Origin of the sequence: Pseudomonas alvandae (assembly GCF_019141525.1) — a bacterium.
GTDB lineage: Bacteria > Pseudomonadota > Gammaproteobacteria > Pseudomonadales > Pseudomonadaceae > Aquipseudomonas > Aquipseudomonas alvandae.
Genome location: NZ_CP077080.1, coordinates 582,605 through 599,327, shown reverse-complemented (window position 1 = coordinate 599,327; position 16,723 = coordinate 582,605). Strand labels below are relative to the sequence as shown.

General features: G+C 58.4%; 16 protein-coding genes. 9 read left to right on the top strand and 7 right to left on the bottom strand.

Features of this window, described 5'->3' with window-relative positions; genetic code table 11:
• Nucleotides 1-177: 177 nt before the first annotated feature.
• From KSS97_RS02625 to KSS97_RS02615, 3 genes are all read left to right on the top strand, one after another.
• Nucleotides 178-960: a hypothetical protein gene (locus tag KSS97_RS02625; protein WP_217861031.1), complete on the top strand. Its 783-nt coding sequence runs from the start codon at nt 178-180 to the stop codon at nt 958-960.
• Nucleotides 961-1,195: 235 nt separating this feature from the next.
• The gene (locus KSS97_RS02620) at nt 1,196-1,342 is read left to right on the top strand and encodes a hypothetical protein (protein WP_217861030.1); all 147 of its coding nucleotides are present in this window, start codon (nt 1,196-1,198) and stop codon (nt 1,340-1,342) included.
• A 579-nt stretch (nt 1,343-1,921) separates the two neighbouring features.
• Complete coding sequence (locus tag KSS97_RS02615) at nt 1,922-2,200, top strand: DUF3077 domain-containing protein (protein WP_217861029.1); 279 nt, start codon at nt 1,922-1,924, stop codon at nt 2,198-2,200.
• Between the two features lie 109 nt (nt 2,201-2,309).
• Here the strand turns inward: KSS97_RS02615 and KSS97_RS02610 are convergent, their stop codons facing one another.
• Nucleotides 2,310-3,056, bottom strand: a complete 747-nt coding sequence (locus KSS97_RS02610) for an SDR family oxidoreductase (protein WP_217861028.1) — start codon at nt 3,054-3,056, stop codon at nt 2,310-2,312.
• A gap of 97 nt (nt 3,057-3,153) precedes the next feature.
• Between KSS97_RS02610 and KSS97_RS02605 the strand changes: the two genes are divergently transcribed.
• Together KSS97_RS02605 and KSS97_RS02600 are read left to right on the top strand one after the other, a co-directional pair.
• A complete protein-coding gene (locus KSS97_RS02605; RefSeq protein WP_217861956.1) occupies nt 3,154-4,110 on the top strand; it encodes a LysR family transcriptional regulator in 957 nt (318 codons plus the stop codon).
• Nucleotides 4,111-4,286: 176 nt separating this feature from the next.
• Nucleotides 4,287-5,894, top strand: a complete 1,608-nt coding sequence (locus KSS97_RS02600) for a methyl-accepting chemotaxis protein (RefSeq protein WP_217861027.1) — start codon at nt 4,287-4,289, stop codon at nt 5,892-5,894.
• A gap of 82 nt (nt 5,895-5,976) precedes the next feature.
• On the opposite strand, the gene KSS97_RS02595 is transcribed toward KSS97_RS02600, so the two are convergent.
• Nucleotides 5,977-6,654, bottom strand: a complete 678-nt coding sequence (locus KSS97_RS02595; RefSeq protein WP_217861026.1) for an RES family NAD+ phosphorylase — start codon at nt 6,652-6,654, stop codon at nt 5,977-5,979.
• A complete protein-coding gene (locus tag KSS97_RS02590) occupies nt 6,654-7,064 on the bottom strand; it encodes an MbcA/ParS/Xre antitoxin family protein (RefSeq protein ID WP_198797068.1) in 411 nt (136 codons plus the stop codon). Before KSS97_RS02590 ends, KSS97_RS02595 begins: the two co-directional genes overlap by 1 nt.
• 326 nt (nt 7,065-7,390) lie before the next feature.
• On the opposite strand from KSS97_RS02590, the gene KSS97_RS02585 reads away from it, so the two are divergent.
• Nucleotides 7,391-8,314: a LysR family transcriptional regulator gene (locus KSS97_RS02585; protein ID WP_217861025.1), complete on the top strand. Its 924-nt coding sequence runs from the start codon at nt 7,391-7,393 to the stop codon at nt 8,312-8,314.
• On the opposite strand, the gene KSS97_RS02580 is transcribed toward KSS97_RS02585, so the two are convergent.
• The 4 genes from KSS97_RS02580 to KSS97_RS02565 form a co-directional block, all read right to left on the bottom strand.
• Complete coding sequence (locus KSS97_RS02580; RefSeq protein ID WP_217861024.1) at nt 8,231-8,548, bottom strand: AzlD domain-containing protein; 318 nt, start codon at nt 8,546-8,548, stop codon at nt 8,231-8,233. The genes KSS97_RS02585 and KSS97_RS02580 overlap by 84 nt on opposite strands.
• The gene (locus tag KSS97_RS02575; protein WP_030141511.1) at nt 8,527-9,240 is read right to left on the bottom strand and encodes an AzlC family ABC transporter permease; all 714 of its coding nucleotides are present in this window, start codon (nt 9,238-9,240) and stop codon (nt 8,527-8,529) included. Before KSS97_RS02575 ends, KSS97_RS02580 begins: the two co-directional genes overlap by 22 nt.
• Nucleotides 9,237-9,614 (bottom strand): GNAT family N-acetyltransferase, encoded by a 378-nt coding sequence (locus KSS97_RS02570; RefSeq protein WP_030141512.1) that lies wholly within the window; start codon nt 9,612-9,614, stop codon nt 9,237-9,239. Before KSS97_RS02570 ends, KSS97_RS02575 begins: the two co-directional genes overlap by 4 nt.
• A gap of 73 nt (nt 9,615-9,687) precedes the next feature.
• Nucleotides 9,688-10,434, bottom strand: a complete 747-nt coding sequence (locus KSS97_RS02565; protein ID WP_030141513.1) for a 2OG-Fe dioxygenase family protein — start codon at nt 10,432-10,434, stop codon at nt 9,688-9,690.
• Between the two features lie 390 nt (nt 10,435-10,824).
• On the opposite strand from KSS97_RS02565, the gene KSS97_RS02560 reads away from it, so the two are divergent.
• The 3 genes from KSS97_RS02560 to KSS97_RS02550 are packed head-to-tail and all read left to right on the top strand — an operon-like array spanning nt 10,825 to nt 16,684.
• The gene (locus KSS97_RS02560) at nt 10,825-11,571 is read left to right on the top strand and encodes a DUF4123 domain-containing protein (protein WP_198797066.1); all 747 of its coding nucleotides are present in this window, start codon (nt 10,825-10,827) and stop codon (nt 11,569-11,571) included.
• Nucleotides 11,571-16,295 carry an RHS repeat-associated core domain-containing protein gene (locus tag KSS97_RS02555; protein WP_217861022.1) on the top strand — a complete coding sequence of 1,575 codons (4,725 nt, stop codon included), beginning with the start codon at nt 11,571-11,573 and terminating at the stop codon, nt 16,293-16,295. Before KSS97_RS02560 ends, KSS97_RS02555 begins: the two co-directional genes overlap by 1 nt.
• A complete protein-coding gene (locus tag KSS97_RS02550; protein ID WP_217861020.1) occupies nt 16,292-16,684 on the top strand; it encodes a hypothetical protein in 393 nt (130 codons plus the stop codon). The genes KSS97_RS02555 and KSS97_RS02550 overlap by 4 nt, the downstream gene beginning before the upstream one ends.
• The last annotated feature ends 39 nt before the right edge of the window (nt 16,685-16,723 follow it).

The following is a 16,723-nucleotide window of genomic DNA, read 5'->3' as shown; positions in this document are numbered from 1 at the left end:
ACGTCAACTATCAGCCCCTCAAAAATCCGCAGACTACCCTCGCGAACAGGACCCGCAAGCAGCGAAAGGTCAAAAGCCACGCCGATAGAAATAAAAGCACAAATCTAGTGCTCCTAGTTCTTGCGCAACAAAGGCCGCTCAATTACCATCCAGCCATCACTAGAGGAGGCTCAGGTCATGCCTAAGCAAATTGATTACCCTAGGGCGTCTCTAAAGAGCTGTTTGGCAGTCGCCCAAGCCGTAAACGACCTTGGGGGCGAATGCAGTTCAGCTTTGGCGGGAGACAAGCTTAACAAGCAGCATACAAGTGGAGCGTTCAAAGGCTTAATTGGAGCCGCAGTTAAGTATTCACTGATTACCAACAAATTGGGGCAACTGAAGGTTACCCAACTTTTTCGTGATATAGCGCTTGCATATGACGAGGACGAGGGTAAGCAAGCCCGAATGAAGGCCTTTCTCTCGCCTCCTCTCTTCAGAGCTATTCACGATCGATTCCAGAGCAAAACGCTCCCCGTGGCCCATTTCGAGAAGCTCTTGATCAGAGAGTTTGGGGTACCTGACCAGTTCGCCTCTCGAGTTGAAGGCTACTTTCTCGAAGGTGCGAAACAATGCGGCCTACTGGGAGAGGACAATGTCCTGTCCAGTTCCCATCCAAACGCAGCAAATGAAGTGATCGAAAATGGAAAAAATGGTGATGACAGCGAACAGTCAGCGCCCATCGAAAAAACAGTAGCGCTGCCTAGCGCCACATCGGCCACCCACTCCGCTCCAGCAGTCAATAACCAGCCGATCCTCGAACATAATCGGCACAGAGAGCCGGAGCTCGAGGGGAAATTCACAGTACGGATAATGGGTCCAGGGATGGACTCGCTCATAGTCATCAACGAAGAGGAAGACCTTCTCATCGTGAAAGCGATGCTCAGAAAAGTCGAAAAGCGGCTTGCAGTTGAAGATGAATAGAGGGGATGACTAAGCCCGAGGGGTAACCCCGAATGAAAAAGGCCACTGAAGTTGGCGCTTCAGTGACCTTACACAAAACCAAAAGCGATGGTTGGCGCCATTGCTCTGCTCTGCAGATTTCAGGTTAGCGCTCGGAATCTATCAGCTGTGTCAGCCTGTGGCAAGGAAGCTTGTCGTAGCCGGCCAGCCAAGAGCAGTTCTCCAGCCACCACACAGCTACAGGAGATCTGCCACTATGGCATCCAGACAGTACCGCCGCTCGCCGGCAAATCGCGTCAAATCGGTCTACGTCCGTCGCTATCCGCGCTTCCGCTTCGGCCGCTGGGAAAACGTTACCGATCACTTCCGTAGCCCGCCGGGACAGTTGTCCTTTGACTTCTGAGAGGTAGAGGGAGAAGGGGGGAGGCCGCTTCGGCCTCCTTCTCGATTTTTGGTGCGCTATAAGGACACCCGGTTTAGATACTTCCCGATTCGATTCCACCAAACGCCATAACTAGCTGATTTATTTATAGCGACCCTTGGAGGTACGCCCGAAAATCCATCAAATTCCAGCCCCGCGAATCCCGTGTCCTTGCAGCATGAAACCGTCTGTCTGGTGCCACCATACAAAACAAAGCCCTCGCAGAAATGGGAGGGCTTTGTTGTTTCTAGCGGTTGAAAAGCCCCCGCCAGCATCGCGCCACGATTGCACCCTACCCAATCGCCCGCTACTCTCCAACCGTCGCTGCCAATTCAGCGACCGGGCGTAGGAAACCCGAGTAAATCAAGGCGCATCAGCTGCGTCTCGCTTACTATTGCAGGCGCTTTTTTTGTGTCTGCGATATGCGTTATGGCGGCTGTGCGCGGGACACCTTCGGGTGTGCCGGGTGCCTTGATTCCCGGTTTTCCTACCCCGTGCATGGCCGCCACCCAATCCCGTAGGAAAGGACGGTTGCGGCTCTCACAGTCAAGGAGCCAGACAATGTCAAATCCGCAAGACCTCAAAACCCCAGGCCTAACCCCCTTCTCCTACCACTCCGACCGCCCGCTATTCCGCGTCAACAGCGGCATCCCTATTGGCGAAGCCCTATCCCACGCTTCCGACCTGCTTCACGTTGCCAAGGTCCTCGCCGAGGAAGCGGCGATGATTCGCGGCACGGATCGGTATGCCTGGGCTTCGTATTATTTGCAGGATATGAGCAAGGCCGTCATTGATGACGTGGTGAAGGTGCTGGAGGCGCCGGGGAGTCATCCGGCTTAAGGGTAGCGGGCCAATGCTGCTCGCTGGATGGGGCAGCATTGGCTTGAGCGGATAAAGAGGGGCTGCTTTGCAGCCCAGCGGGAGCAAGCTCCCTCGCCACGGGTTTGAGTCAAACCAACCGAGCCCCACCATCAATATTCAACGTGGCACCGTTCATAAACGTATTGGTCATCAAGAAAACCGTAGCCGCGCCTGCCTCAGCGGCAGTGCCCACGCGATGCAGCGGCAGCACTTGTTCCCATGCGCGAACGTACGCATCGCGCCCCTCGCCCAAGGCTTTGCTGAAGATAGGCGTATCGATCGGGCCTGGAGACAGCGTGTTGACGCGAATCGGCGCCAGTTCCAGGGCCAGGCCGCGGGCCAGTGCTTCCATTGCGGCCGAAGCGGCAGCAATTACCGCGGTGCCATGGGCATTGGGCCGGTCGGCCAGGCAGCCTGAGATAAAGGTGACGGAGCCATCCTTGGACAAGCGATCCCCGAGCGCGCGGATCGCATGGATAGAGGCCCACATGCGCTCTTCGAACGCGCGGCGCAGATAGTCGATTTCTGCATCCAGCACTTTGCCCGCCACGAATGTGCCGGCGAACAGAACCAGATGGTCCACGTGCGGGATGTCCGCCAAGGCGGCGTAGATGGCTTCGCTTTGGGTGACGTCGGCGGCGCGCCAGCCGGCGAGGCCGTGTTCCAGGGCGGCTTGCTCGGCACGCTCGGCGTTGGAACCAATCACGATGACGGATGCGCCGGCGGCCTTGGCTTGAATCGCGGCGGCAAGACCGATGCCGGAGGTGCCGCCGAATATCACTACGGTGCGGTCCTGCAGTTGGGCAGGCAATGGTTGGGCGAATGAATGGCTCATGGTCTATCTCCTTGAACGCCTGGATGGCGTCGATGGGCAAAGACTAAAGATTCGAGCCAACGTTGATAATTGGGTCGCAAGTCGCTTTACTAATGCCATGAAGGAACAAATAGGTTTGGACCGCCTGACCGGTCTTATTGCCTTTGCCCGCGCAGCCTCTTTGGGCAGCTACACCGCTGCGGCCCGTGATTTGTCGGTGTCGCCGTCGGCCATCAGCAAAAGCGTGCAACGGCTGGAGCAGCATTTCGGGTTGAGTCTGTTCAGTCGCACCACCCGCTCGCTGACCCTCACCGTCGAGGGCCGGGACCTGTACGAACGGGCGCTGCGGATTCTGCGGGAGGTGGAAGACATCGAGCAGGCCGCCGTGGCCTCGCGCGCTGAACCCTCCGGCACCTTGAAAGTGACAGCGCCACCGCCTATCGGGCTGAACATTTTGGCGCCGGCGATCCCCAGGTTTCGCGAGCGCTACCCCAAGCTCGCCATCGACCTGCGCTTGGGCGATCAGTTTGCCGACATCGTCGAGCAAGGCATCGACGTGGCCGTGCGCGTGGGCAACTTGGCCGATTCCCGTCTTATCTCTCGCACGCTGGGTCCCCATCGAATTTGCGCTTTTGCTTCGCCAGCCTATCTGGCCAAACGCGGCACGCCGCTGGAACTGAGCGACCTGGCCAACCATGATTGCGTGAATTTTCGCTACCAGAGCTCGGGCCAAGCGCTGCGCTGGCCGTTCAGCGTGGGGGATCGCACGGTGGAGATCGCGCCCGACGCCTCCATCGTCATCGACGCCAGCGATGCGGTGGCTGCGGTGCTCGCCGCTGGCGGTGGCATCGGCATTTCACCGACCTATGTCGCGGCGCCCTATGTTGCCCGGGGTGAACTGACGCCGTTGTTTCCACAATTTGCCATTGATCGCTCCTCCATTACGGCGTTGTGGCCGGAAAGTCGCCGGGGAAGCCCGAACGTCAAGGCGTTCGTGAGTTTCCTGAACGAGCTGTTTCCCACTCCTACCGCGTGGGACGAGATCGTCGCGAAGGGCTCTGTGAATCCACTCTAGAATGTTTGCTTGCGAAAAAAGCTGCTTCGCAGCCCAGCGGGAGCAAGCTCCCTCGCCACAACCTCATCTAATCATGCTCCCCGCCGATAGCCTCAAATATGAGCCCGGACTGTCCCAAGGCTCTGCTGGCGCTCGACTACACTTGCCCAGACATCTCGCTCCAGGAGCAGTTAGCGATGAAGATCCGCACCAAAGTCATAGGCTCGGGGTTGGTCAGTCTTTCTTTTGCGCTGCTGCTAGGCGGAATCGGGTTGTGGGGCTATCACTCCATGACCGAGGCCCTGGTGCAGAACGAGACCAGTATTTCGGCCATGCGCAAGCACATGGAGGCGGACATGATGCACGACGCTATTCGTGCCGATGTGCTCGCCGCCCTGCTGGTGAAGCCGGGGGATGCGCAGGGGTCGAAGGAAGTGTTGGACGGGTTCGATGAGCATACGCAACGGATGCGCAAGGTCATCGCCGAGAATGCCGAGGCGAAGTTGCCAGGGGATATCGCCAAGGCGATTGGCGAACTCAAACCGCAAGTCGAGACCTACATCGGTAAAGCCAAGCAGATCATCGACCAGGCGCTGGGCGGCGCCCAGGATGCCCATGCACTGCGGGCGGAGTTCGACGGCGCGTTTTCAGCACTGGAAGAACGCAACGAGGCGGTCAGCGAGCTGATCGAAAACCAGGCGCAATCATCGCGCGAACATCAGGACAGCAGCATTCAGACCTCGGAGCGCTGGCTGATCGTGACATTACTGGCGACCTGTGTCGCCCTGGCGTTGTTGTCATGGAGCCTGCTCAAGGCGGTGCTCACGCCACTGAACAAAATCATCGTTAATACCCAGGCGATTTCCCAAGGCGATCTACAGCGCTCGATGGGGGCTCAAAGCAAGGATGAGCTGGGTCAGTTGCAAGGCGTGATCGAGCAGATGCAGACCAATCTGCGGCAGATGATCGCCACCATTCGCGGTCAGAGCGACGAGTTGCACGGCACGTCGCGGAATCTGGGTGATACGGCGCGGCAGATTGTGTCCAGCGCCGACCAGCAGGCCCAGAGCGCCACCAGCATGGCGGCGAGCATGGAGCAAATGATGGCGAACATCAGCCAGATCCATCAGCACGCCGACAGTGCCCGGACGATTTCGGCGCAATCCGAACAATTGGCGAGCAGCGGCGGCCAGGTGATTCTCGGGGTGGTGGAAGGCATGAATCGGATCGCCGAGGTGGTTAACCAATCGTCCAGCAAGATCACGGCGTTGGACGCGTCATCCGAGGACATTCATTCCATCATCCAGGTGATCAAGAGCATCGCCGAGCAAACCAATTTGCTGGCCCTCAACGCCGCCATCGAGGCCGCTCGCGCCGGTGAGGCGGGCCGTGGTTTTGCGGTAGTGGCCGACGAAGTGCGCAACCTGGCAGCGCGCACGACGCAGTCCACCCAGGAAATCACTGCGATGATCGAGCGCATCCAGTCCAGCGCCCGGGACGCGGTGGCGAACATGCAGGCATGCGTCAGCCGCGTGGACGAAGGCGTCAACCTGGCCCAGCAGGCCGGGGTGTCCATCAGCGAAATCCGCACCGGCGCCCGGCATGCCGCCGAGGTGGTGGAAGAGATTTCCCAGACCATTGCCGAGCAATCCAAAGCCAGTGACGAGATGGCCCAGCGGGTGGAGTCGATTGCCGAGCAGTCCAGGGAGAACACCCGTTCGATTCATAACCTGACGCAAACGGCGGATCAGTTGAACGACGCGGCGGGTTCGATGCAGGCTTCGGTGCAGCAGTTCAAGATTTGATCAATCGGGGCTGCTACGCAGCCCAGCGGGAGCAAGCTCCCTCGCCACGGGTTACCCGGTGTGAATCAGGTTGCTGGCTCACTCAAACCTGGCTCACCTCGAACACAAACGAAATCTCCCGCTTCTGGGCGCTCCAGACATACCGAATATGCTTGCCCTGCACCGGGATCGATACCGCCGGCGGGCGGAACGCGGCCACACATTCGTGACCGGGCAGGCGGACGCTGTTGTACAGCAGGCCCCATGACAAGATTTCACGCAGGTCCCGGGCGAACACCTGCGACGGGCCGTAGGCGGCGGGGTCGGGGTTGTGCAAATGTGGGTAATCGTGGCGAATGTCGTGCAGGGGTTTGACCACCTGGTTGACGTAGGTGCGCATCGTCAATTCCAGATCCGGTTCGTTGGTGGCCCCCAGGAACCGAGCCTGGTGATAACACGTCTCGGCAATCGCGGCTTCCTGGCTGCTGGCGGCGTAATAAACGCCGAAGGTGCCATCGCTGAAGCGGCTGCTTTTGCCAATGTGGGTAAATGCCGCCATCACCGGTGAGGAGCCCGGCCCGGAGACGCGGTCTTCGGGACGCACTCGGGAGAGCACGCCGGCTTCTTCCATGAGCCGGTCGTTGGTCAATGCTTCCAGGGCATAGGCCGTGGGCAAGTCTTCAGGATCGAGCACATCTTCGAACAACGTGATCGGCGGAAAACTACTGTTGACGATCCGATAGGCCCGTTTCCATTGCGGGTCCGCCAAAGGTGGCGTCATTAGCCGCGCACTCCATCGAGGTATCGCCGCACATCGGCAATGTCCACCACCCGGCCGGCCAGCATGTAGGACAACGCCGACTGGCCATTGAACGGCGCCGCGGTGTTAGGACTGCTGATCCACTGATACGCACGGTCCCGGCTGTTGCTGAAGATGATGCTCAACGCCTTGTGTATTCCCATGAGATAGGAAATGCGCTCGAGGGTGTCTCGCGGCAGCCTGACGTTATCGGGCAACTGCTTGTACTTGTAGAAGGTGGTGTTTCCTACTTTGCCCAGCAATGTGCGCTGCTGTTCGACGCTGCAACCCCACAGCTCCATGAGATTGAAGAAAAACTTCAACGCGACTCGACCCGCATCCGGGGAATCCAATTGTTGCTGTGCGTTGAGGCTGACGGAGGAAATCGCCATGAGTCTAGGCTCCCTTGTTGCTGACTGATGCCTAGAGAGTAGTACACATATGGATAAACTTTAAGTTTTAATTCGCAAACGGACAAACAAGAGCCCCAGTAACGGCTCATTCATCTCGACGTGATTGTTTTGATAAGACTGACCTGCAAGCCAAACCAGCAAAAAACTCAAATCCCACATAAGCTCCAGTTATCGCCTGCCGGCGCTTTTCGCTACAAAACCGCGACAACCGTGGCAAGGTGCTTGATGATAGCCACCATCGCACCGCCGGGCCCGGGCCGGGTGCACAACAATAGCGAGCCCACTTGAGCAGAGGGCATTACCTCATGGATAGCAGAACCTTACGTAACCTCATGCGCATCGTTCAGACCGGTTCGTTGTCGGCGGCGGCGGAGCAGTCGTGCCTGACGGTGCAGGCATTGGCGGCGCAGTTGAACAAGGTCGAGGAGCAGTTCGGGTTCAGGTTGTTCCGGCGCTCGAACAAAGGCCTCACGTTGACCAGCCAGGGCTCGGAACTGACGCCTTTCATGGACCAGGTCCTTGCGGCCACTCGGCAATTGGAAGAGAAAGTCACGGCGCTCAAGACGCCCAGGCAACGCAGCCTGAAAGTGGCGCTCAATACCACCCTGCCTGGTGATTTCAATCGTCGGATGATCGATCGCCTGATCGCTGTGTTCCCTCATTATCAATTGGAATTCAGCTACGCCGAATCGATGGAGAACCTGAGCAAACTCAAGAACGAAGACTTTGACCTGGCCATCCTGATCGGACAACAGAGCGGTTTTTCCAGCATTCCGATGCCGGATGTACAGGTGCGAGTGGTTGGCGCCCACTGTGGTGACAAAGACGACTCCCTTGGCCTGCTGGGCGACAAATTCCAGGTACGTCCTGCGCAAGAATGTCCGTATTCCCACAGCTTTCTTCGCTTTCTCGACGCGGGTCTCGGCGAATATGGGCCAAGCCAGCGAATGGTTTATTCCTGCAGCGAAACGCTGACGCTGTCGTTGATCACCCAGCTTGATGGCTTGGGGCTTGTGTCCCGCGACGCGGCGCTTCGCAACGGTTTGGCGATTTTCCCGGACTTCGAGGATTTCCTTGAAGTACGCCTGGCGGTGAACAATCCCGAACTGTCCGACCAGGCGTTGCACGACGTGGTCGACCTGACGCTACAGGAACGAGCCGAGCGCGATATACGCCACCGTCCCCACCGCTACGCTGAGAAACAGGTTGCGGCTGAAATACGCACATAGCAGCGTCGGAATCGCGGCATAGAACTCGGGGCGGTCGAGCTGGATGTGCTGATCCTTGATCAGCAACGGCGTCAGGCTGATCGCGGCGACGATCGCCACCGGCAGGTATTCCAGGGCACGTGCGACGAAGGGCGGCCAGTTTTCGGTATTGACCTGCAGCGGCAGGGCCCGTGGCAGGAAGGTCACGGCCATCATCAGCGCAACGGCCAGGATCAGGAACGTTTGGTCAGGCATACGCCCACCCCGCAGCCAACGAACGTGGCGATGAAGACATTGAAGGGCGAACTGCCCACCAGGCTCAGCGCACCCATGCAGACGACTGCCGCCAACGCCGCGATCAGCTTGTTGCGCGTGTTGCACAACGAAACCAGTACGTAGAGCATCATGGCGGTCAGGGCGTAGTCGAGCTGATACTTGATCAGGTGCGCCGCGTATTGGGCGCAGATGGCGCCCAGCAAGCCGCCGAGCACCCAGGATGTATGGCAGAACAAATTGAAACCGATCAGGTAGCGAACACTGACCGGCGCCCCGCTGCCTAGCTTGACGCTGTGAAAGGCGAACGACTCGTCCGTGAGCCCCACCGCATAGCACCAGCGCTCGAAACGACTGAGCCCCAGCGCACGCAATGCCTTGGCCATGTAGACCGACATCAGCATGTGACGGGCATTGATCAGGAACGTGGTCAACACGATGGTGGTCAACGACGCGCCGCTGGAAATCAACGCCAGCGCCGCGAATTGCGAGGCGCCTGCGTAGACGAACAGGCACATCGCGACCGGGAGCCACAAGGGCAACCCGGCGTTGACTGCCATCAGACCGAACACAAACGAAACCGTGAAATAACCTGCTACCACCGGACTGGCTTCAGCAAAGGTTCGTGAGGCTTGTGGTTCGACCGCCAGCGGCTGGCTGGAAGTCTTGTTCATAAATCCCTCTCGAAAGTGATTTCGCCCCGGGGCTCGCAGAACCCCTGGGCAGCCCAGAAACGCTTGCCGGCCAGGTTGCTTTCGTCGACGAACAGGAACATGCGCAGCACGCCTACCCGTTTCATGTCGGCTGACGCCGCTTCCACCAGGCGTTGCCCGAGGCCTTGGGTACGATGCCTGGGGCTGACGGCCAGGTGGTTGATCGTTCCACGCGTGCCGAGCATACCGCCGATCACCGCACCCACGACCTCACCCTGGGCATCGAAGGCCATGTAGGCGGTCGTGGTTTCCTGCAACAGCACCCCACGCAAGAACCGGGCATCCTGCCACTCGCAGAATGACACTTCGTCAAAACCGCGAAAGAACTGCTCCAGTCGTTCGGCATCCCTGACCATGGCCCGGCGCAACAGCACTTGTTGCACCGAATCATCCAAGGGCTCGAGTTGCTCAGCGAACAATGTCGAAAGCGGTCCCGGGCCGCGAAAACGAAATCGCCAGAATCTGCCTGAACGCCATTTCATGACTATGGACGTTGCGGGCAGGGGTCACATAGTGGCGCATGTCGCGGTCGAGGAAGAATGTCGTATCGAGGATATCCTCGTAAGTGGTTGCCGCCAGTTGCTCTTCCTGAGCGCTGTACAGACGACTTTCCGCGCCCGCCACATTGTGGCGGCCCCAGAAATGCACGCCGCTGAACGGGTAGCCATCGCAATGAATGCCTTCAGGGGTGATTTCCAATTGCTTGCCCGGCTTGATCTCGATGCGGATCTGATGGATCTGGCACTGCCAGACTTCATCATGCAACTCCGGCGGCAGGACGTTCTTGTACACCTCGAAGTCCGTGTCGATCAGGCTGCGCATCACGGGCGAGTTGATCACTTCATTGGAAAAGTCCTGGAAGTGCCGCTCCAATCCGCCGACATAGCTGTTATTGGCCTTGGACTGGACGTAGGCCCGGTGTTCGAGCTGCTTGAGTTCACGGGTCGCGGGGTTGTATTCGAAGTCGCTGTAGCGGCGAAAACGCATGCCTGACTCGGCCTGGCCGTAATAACTGTCGGGCTCCATGTTTTCCCAGCTTTTGGTCAGCCGGACAAAGTCGCCGAAATGACCGTAGAGATTGAAGTCTCCACCGCGGACGTTGACGTATTTGTCTCGTCGTAGCGCTTCGCCCACTTCCCTGTTCAGAACGATCATTTTTCAAAGGTCTCCACTGCATTGAGCGGACTAATCTAGTAGGTGCAGGATTTGCGTCCATGAGAAAGTATTTGAAGCATTTCAAGCCGTACTTGAAACGGTACAAAAAGTTTCGTCAGTACGACTTTTTTGCACGGAAAGACGCGTTTGCGACGTCATTTTTGCAGTGAGCGACGGCGAATTTCGTTTTTGTCCTAACTGCGCAAGAAGTGACGCAGCACTGCGCAATTTGTTAGACGTTTTCGCCCCGCACGACTTGCCTTCAAACATCCAAAAAACGCTTCAGCCCGGCTGTTCACGGGCCTTCCTGAAACCTGGCTCATTCCTTGATAGATGTGCGGCCCTCACCGGGGCAATCCCCGGCCTCGCACCTTCGGCAAGGAGAGCCCAATGGCCACCCCGACGTTCATTCCACTCGACCCCAGGACATGGCTGGCGCAACAGCCATTGCAGGAAAACGAGCACCTTTATCTGATCATCAGTGCGGCAAGCGAGGCCGATGCGCTGCAAGCCCTTCGCACTTCGGTCCCGCTCCATCCGTTGCAACCCGTCTGGAGCGACACCCCCTACGCCACCTGGCAAGCCGTGATGCCCTACGTGACCGAACTCGACCCCGGCTCGGCATTCCTGTCCTGGATTGCCGAAACCGACAGCCTCGACTGGGGCTGGCTGGCCGTTTCCCGGTGTGATCCGGAAGAAGTGTTGGCGCACCTGCGCAGCCTCACGCAAGTGAAGATGCCGGACGGCAGCGAGGTCTTTTTCCGGTTCTGGGATGGGCGCTTCATCCATCCGATCCTCGAACACCTCGGTGAAGCCGCCGGGGATATGTTGCCGGTGTTTGAGCGTTATTTGATCAACGGCAAATGCTTGGAAAACCCTGCGAGAAAGGTTCCGGCGGTCAAGGATTGGCCGTGGTGGGAGGTGCCGAAGGAGCTGTCGGACGCACTGGCGGAGCAGAACCCCTCGGCACGGGTGGACGGCCTGATGCAGTGGCTTGAGGAGGAGCGCCTGGATCTTTATAGCGCTTGGCCCACGGACAATCTGAGATTGAAAGTCAGCCGCTGCGTACGCCGTGCAAAGGTTCAGGAAGCGCTGCAGGCAACCCTGCTGAGCGAGCTGATCCTGGAGCAATGTTGATGTCCGCAACGGATCACATTGCTTTCGTCGATGAGGAACTTGCGGCCTTCAAGGACAGTTTGAAGCGCTATCAAGAGCAGACCCGAGCCTGGTATTCGCAGTGGGCCGATGACGTCAGCAGACTCAATGACTTGCCTTCTCTGATGGGCATGGAGCGGGTCATCAAGGTCGGTGACGGCCAAAAAACCGTGGCCATGACTGACGGCGAATTCAACTCGAATGTAGCGCGGTGTCCGCTGAAGGGGCCGTTGCTGATCGAAAGCAAATTCGAGTCGGTCTACGACATCCCGATCGGCGATATCGACGTTGAAATCATCGATGTGGAGAGTGGGGCCACCAGCAAAATCAGACTCGACGCCCAGGGAAAGGCCAGCTGGACCGACGGTGTACCCGGCAAGTACTACCAGATACGCGTGCACAGCAACGTCACGCCTGCCCAGATCGACGCGTTGTTCAGCACTTATGACGGGCTGACGGGCGAGCTGGAAAAATTCCTGCGCAATAAATGGGAAGGCCCGGCGGGGAACAGGCAGCAATGGTCGAGCCTGTCTTTGTCCGGCACGGCCCTGGCGGTGGGCAGCGGCATCCTCGAAGGCGGCTGGGAAGCCATAAAGGGTGTGTGGGACGGCATCAGCCTGGTGCTGGAAATGCTGAAAAACCCGGCGAAGTTCATGGTTGAACTGGGCGAAGGGGCCGATCGGCTCATAGAAGTCGCCAGGCAAACACCCGAGGTCATGAAAAAGGCCATGCTGCTGGCCAGCGACGAGGCTGCGCTCTTCCTGATGATGCGTTGTGCGCTGATCTGGTTGGCAAGCCTGCCGCCGATGCAAATGGCCGGCGATGCCGCAAGGATGACCACCGCTGCGGTCATGGGAATCGTGATCGACATCGTGTTGGCAATTGTCCTGACGGTGGTTGCCGAGGGTACCGGAGTCGTTTATCTCGCGGCACGGTTGAAGAAATATGGGGAAATCATCCTCAAGGCGGTGATCGGTTTCGTAGAGTCAGTGTTTGCCATCATCGACGGCTTCATGGGGTACGTCGCCAAGTACATCCCAGTAGCGGTGCGGGGCACGGCGGCGCCCATGAAAAAAGGCGCGGTCGAGCTGCGCATCGATGGCAAGAGGAACGCCAGGATCGCCGCTGGCAAGACGGTCGACGATGCTTCGAAGCAGGCGACGACGCCGACCGGCAAGAGCGCCGAGCCCGCCGCCCGTACCTGCACCGACAAATGCCCGGTCTCGATGGTGACCGGCGAAGAGTTGTTGACGCTCAACGATGGCCAGCTCGATGGCCTGCTGCCGTTCGAGTGGACTCGCCTGTACCGAACCAGCGCAGCGGAAATCGACTGCGGCCTGGGTTACGGCTGGAGCCACGCACTGGCCCATCGGCTTGAAATCATCGGTGACGAAGTCGTTTGGACCGATCACGAGAATCGATCCATCCGCTTCCCGCGTCCGACCAAGCAGCGTCCAGCGATTAGCAACAGTCTGTCCCGTGCGGCTATTTACCTGGGTGACGCTCCCAACGAGCTGATCGTGGCTCAAGCCGGGCAACGGCCCTCGTTCTATCACTTTCATTTGCACAACGATGGCGCGAGCTTGGTTGCCATCAGCGATAGCTATGGCAATCGGCTGCGCGTTACCCGCGACGGGCTTGGGCAGATCAAACGCCTGGACAACGGTGCCGGGCGCGGGCTGCTCCTACGCTACGACGGCAGTCGCATCGTCGCGGTCGATTACCAACACCTTAATGCGCAGAGCATGCAGGAACGGTGCTGGACGACCGTCCAGACGCTGGTCACCTACCACTATGACGCCCAGCATCGTCTGGTCGAGGCGACCAACGCCAGCGGGGAGACCGAGCGTTATCGGTACGACGAGCAACACGTCATCATCGAACGACAACTAGCCGGTGGCGCGAGCTTTTTCTGGGAGTGGGAAAACGAAGGGAAGCAGGCCCGTTGCGTTCGTCACTGGGCCAGCTTCTCGCAAATGCATGCGAGGTATGCCTGGGACGATAAGGGCAGCGTCACCGTTACCCATGGCGACGGCAGTGAAGAGATCTACACCCACGACGACAAGGCCCGGCTCATCAGCAAGACCGATCCGGACGGCGCGCAACATCGAAAGGCCTATAACGAAAAGGGCCAGCTGATAGCAGAAAAAGATCCGCTGGGCGCCGTGACCGAATACCGCTACGACGAGGACGGTTTGCTGACAGCCGTCATCCCGCCGGAAGACGAAGCGGTCGTCTACGAACACATCAACGGCTTCGTGAGCGATGTACATCGCGGCAAAGCCAGCTGGAAATACCGCCGCAATCGGCAGGGCGATATAACCCGGCAGATCGATCCTGACGGAAACATTACCTACTACCACTACAGTGACCAGGGGCGCCTGAGGCTCATCAGCCACCCCGACGGTAGCGCTCACTCATTGGCTTGGAACAACCTCGGTCAACTGGTTGAAGAAGGCCTGCCCGACGGCAGTCAGCTTCTATACACCTACGACACGCTCGGCCGGCAGGCCAGCCGCCAGGACGAACATGGCGCCATCACCCATTACCAATGGGACGCCGTGGGCCGTTTGCTGCAAACCACCTTGCCCGGTGGCGCCACCCGCACCTGGCGCTACAACGCCTACGGCAAGGTCATCGCCGAACGGGACGAACTGGGCCGCACCACCCGCTACGAATACGCCGACGATTTGCACCTGATCAGCCGTCGGCTCAACCCCGACGGCAGCGAACTCAAATATCGCTACGACTCGGCGCGGCTGTTGCTGACGGAAATCGAGAACGAATCCGGCGAACACTATCGGCTGGACTACACGCCCAACGGACTGATCCGACAGGAAACCGGCTTCGACGGCCAGCGCACCGGCTATGCCTACGACCTCAACGGTCACCTGCTGGAAAAGACCGAGTTCGGCGCCGATGGCAGCCAACTGATCACCGCCTATCAGCGCGACAGCGCCGGTCGCCTGCTGCGCAAGACCTTGCCAGATGGCGAGGCGGTCGATTACTGCTACGACGCCCTTGGACGCTTGGTCAGCGTCGACGACGGCCATTGGCCGCTGGCCTACGAGTACGACGCCCAAGACCGTTTAGTCGCCGAACACCAGGGCTGGGCCACCCTGCGTTATCGCTACGACAGCGTTGGTCGCCTGATCCACTGTCGCCTGCCCGACCGCAGCACCCTCGACTACCGCCACGCCCGCGGCGGCGCGCTGATCGCCATCGACCTCAACGGCACCTGCCTGACCGAACACCGCTTTAAGGGCGGCCGAGAAACCCAACGCCAGCAAGGCCTGCTGCTCAGCGACTATCGCTACGACGAGCAAGGTCGCCTCAAGGCCCAAACCGTGTGGCAGACCGAGCAGCACCAATTGTTCTGGCGCGATTACTCCTACAGCGCCAACGGCAACCTCGCCGCCCTTTCTGACAATCGAAACCGCCGCAGCTACCAGTACGACGCGCAAGATCGCCTGGTCCGCATCGACCATGCCCACAGCCAAGGCTCCGAACGCTTCGCCCACGACCCAGCCGGCAACCTGTTGCTGCAAGACCGCCCCGGCCCGACCACCCTCAAGGCAAACCGCTTGCTCATGGAGGGCGACCGTCACTACGACTACGACGCCTACGGCAACCTCATCCGCGAACGCCGCGGCAAAACCCAGTGCCTCGTCACGCACTACCGCTACGACAGCCAACACCGCCTCATCGGCGTCACCAGCCCGGACGGCAACGAAACGTCCTACCGCTACGATGCCTTCGGCCGACGCATCGAAAAGACCGTGGCCGGCCAGACCACGGAATTTATCTGGCAAGGCGATCAAGTCATCGCCGAAAGCAGCGACCGCCACTACCAAAGCTACGTCTACGAACCCGGCACCTTCCGCCCATTGGCCCTGCTCGAAGGCGAAGGCCCACAAAACGCCACGCCGTTCCACTACCACAACGACCACCTCGGCACGCCCCAGGAACTGACCAGCCACCAGGGCGAAATCGTCTGGGCCGCGCGCTACAACGGCTACGGCAAACTCACCGAACTCCGACACGGCGACGGCAAGCGCCTGGAACAACCGCTGCGCTTCCAGGGGCAATATCACGACCGGGAAAGTGGTCTGCATTACAACCGGCACCGGTACTACAATCCGGAGACGGGGCGGTATTTGACGGCGGATCCGATAAAGCTGGCAGGTGGGTTGAATGCCTACCTGTATGTGCGCAACCCGACGGGCTGGGTGGATCCGTTGGGGTTGGATGGGTGTCCTCCTGATGGAGATCAGGAGAAATCGACCTCTCCTGAGAAGAGAGCCAGAGTTGACACCGGGGAACCGCCGCTTCCAGATATCAAGTGGTCAAGCCCTAGTGTAAGGAGAGCTTCTGAAGCTCTGGATAGAGGTGAAATCTCTGTCACCGTAAAGAGCCGTGCGGAAGCAGAAGAGATTTTTTTAGGTAGATATGTAGGCGACGGATACAGAAACGCCGAAGAATTTAATTCAGCAACAGCAAAAAAGCATTTCAGAAAAACAAAAGAGCCAGAGAACTATTACCATTGGGACGACACACCGATTTCGAATATAAAAACCAGGAAAGTAACAATGGCAAATCATGACCCTGCCGACCCACATGGCGATCATCCACACTTACAACTTCACCCAACAAAAGGCGAAGCTATAAGAATCTATTGGCAAAACCCATACGAGAACCAAAAATGATTAAGGTAAATGTTCCAAAAAAAGTATGGTGGGGTTTAGAAGCAAAGTCGTATACCGAAATCGCACAAGAATTGCCATCGCCAGATAATAGCTTGCGAAGATGGATAGCTATTTATGCAATTTATCACCTAAATTTTAATAATAGACTGCCTGGCAGACGCTATTACAGCTTTCTGGAAAAGGCTAGAGGCTCAAAATATTTAGTCGTTGAATTCACAATTGAAAAAATACTACTTGAGACTAGAGATAGCATTGGCGCCAACGACACAACCATTACATATAGTCAAACAATGGATAGCGAAGAGGAAATAAATGATTTCCTAACGAGCAAAGGAGTGGACCAGCAACTATTTACACCTCCGTGGACATGCGATTACCCATTGGACTAACCACCAGCCTAGACGATGAGACAAAAAGCTTCATTCAAC

What these genes read in the sequence shown, in the direction of transcription:
- KSS97_RS02625 (WP_217861031.1), top strand. Translation starts at nt 178, where the DNA reads ATGCCTAAGCAAATTGATTACCCTAGGGCGTCTCTAAAGAGCTGTTTG.
- KSS97_RS02620 (WP_217861030.1), top strand. Translation starts at nt 1,196, where the DNA reads ATGGCATCCAGACAGTACCGCCGCTCGCCGGCAAATCGCGTCAAATCG.
- KSS97_RS02615 (WP_217861029.1), top strand. Translation starts at nt 1,922, where the DNA reads ATGTCAAATCCGCAAGACCTCAAAACCCCAGGCCTAACCCCCTTCTCC.
- KSS97_RS02610 (WP_217861028.1), bottom strand. Translation starts at nt 3,056, where the DNA reads ATGAGCCATTCATTCGCCCAACCATTGCCTGCCCAACTGCAGGACCGC.
- KSS97_RS02605 (WP_217861956.1), top strand. Translation starts at nt 3,154, where the DNA reads ATGAAGGAACAAATAGGTTTGGACCGCCTGACCGGTCTTATTGCCTTT.
- KSS97_RS02600 (WP_217861027.1), top strand. Translation starts at nt 4,287, where the DNA reads ATGAAGATCCGCACCAAAGTCATAGGCTCGGGGTTGGTCAGTCTTTCT.
- KSS97_RS02595 (WP_217861026.1), bottom strand. Translation starts at nt 6,654, where the DNA reads ATGACGCCACCTTTGGCGGACCCGCAATGGAAACGGGCCTATCGGATC.
- KSS97_RS02590 (WP_198797068.1), bottom strand. Translation starts at nt 7,064, where the DNA reads ATGGCGATTTCCTCCGTCAGCCTCAACGCACAGCAACAATTGGATTCC.
- KSS97_RS02585 (WP_217861025.1), top strand. Translation starts at nt 7,391, where the DNA reads ATGGATAGCAGAACCTTACGTAACCTCATGCGCATCGTTCAGACCGGT.
- KSS97_RS02580 (WP_217861024.1), bottom strand. Translation starts at nt 8,548, where the DNA reads ATGCCTGACCAAACGTTCCTGATCCTGGCCGTTGCGCTGATGATGGCC.
- KSS97_RS02575 (WP_030141511.1), bottom strand. Translation starts at nt 9,240, where the DNA reads ATGAACAAGACTTCCAGCCAGCCGCTGGCGGTCGAACCACAAGCCTCA.
- KSS97_RS02565 (WP_030141513.1), bottom strand. Translation starts at nt 10,434, where the DNA reads ATGATCGTTCTGAACAGGGAAGTGGGCGAAGCGCTACGACGAGACAAA.
- KSS97_RS02560 (WP_198797066.1), top strand. Translation starts at nt 10,825, where the DNA reads ATGGCCACCCCGACGTTCATTCCACTCGACCCCAGGACATGGCTGGCG.
- KSS97_RS02555 (WP_217861022.1), top strand. Translation starts at nt 11,571, where the DNA reads ATGTCCGCAACGGATCACATTGCTTTCGTCGATGAGGAACTTGCGGCC.
- KSS97_RS02550 (WP_217861020.1), top strand. Translation starts at nt 16,292, where the DNA reads ATGATTAAGGTAAATGTTCCAAAAAAAGTATGGTGGGGTTTAGAAGCA.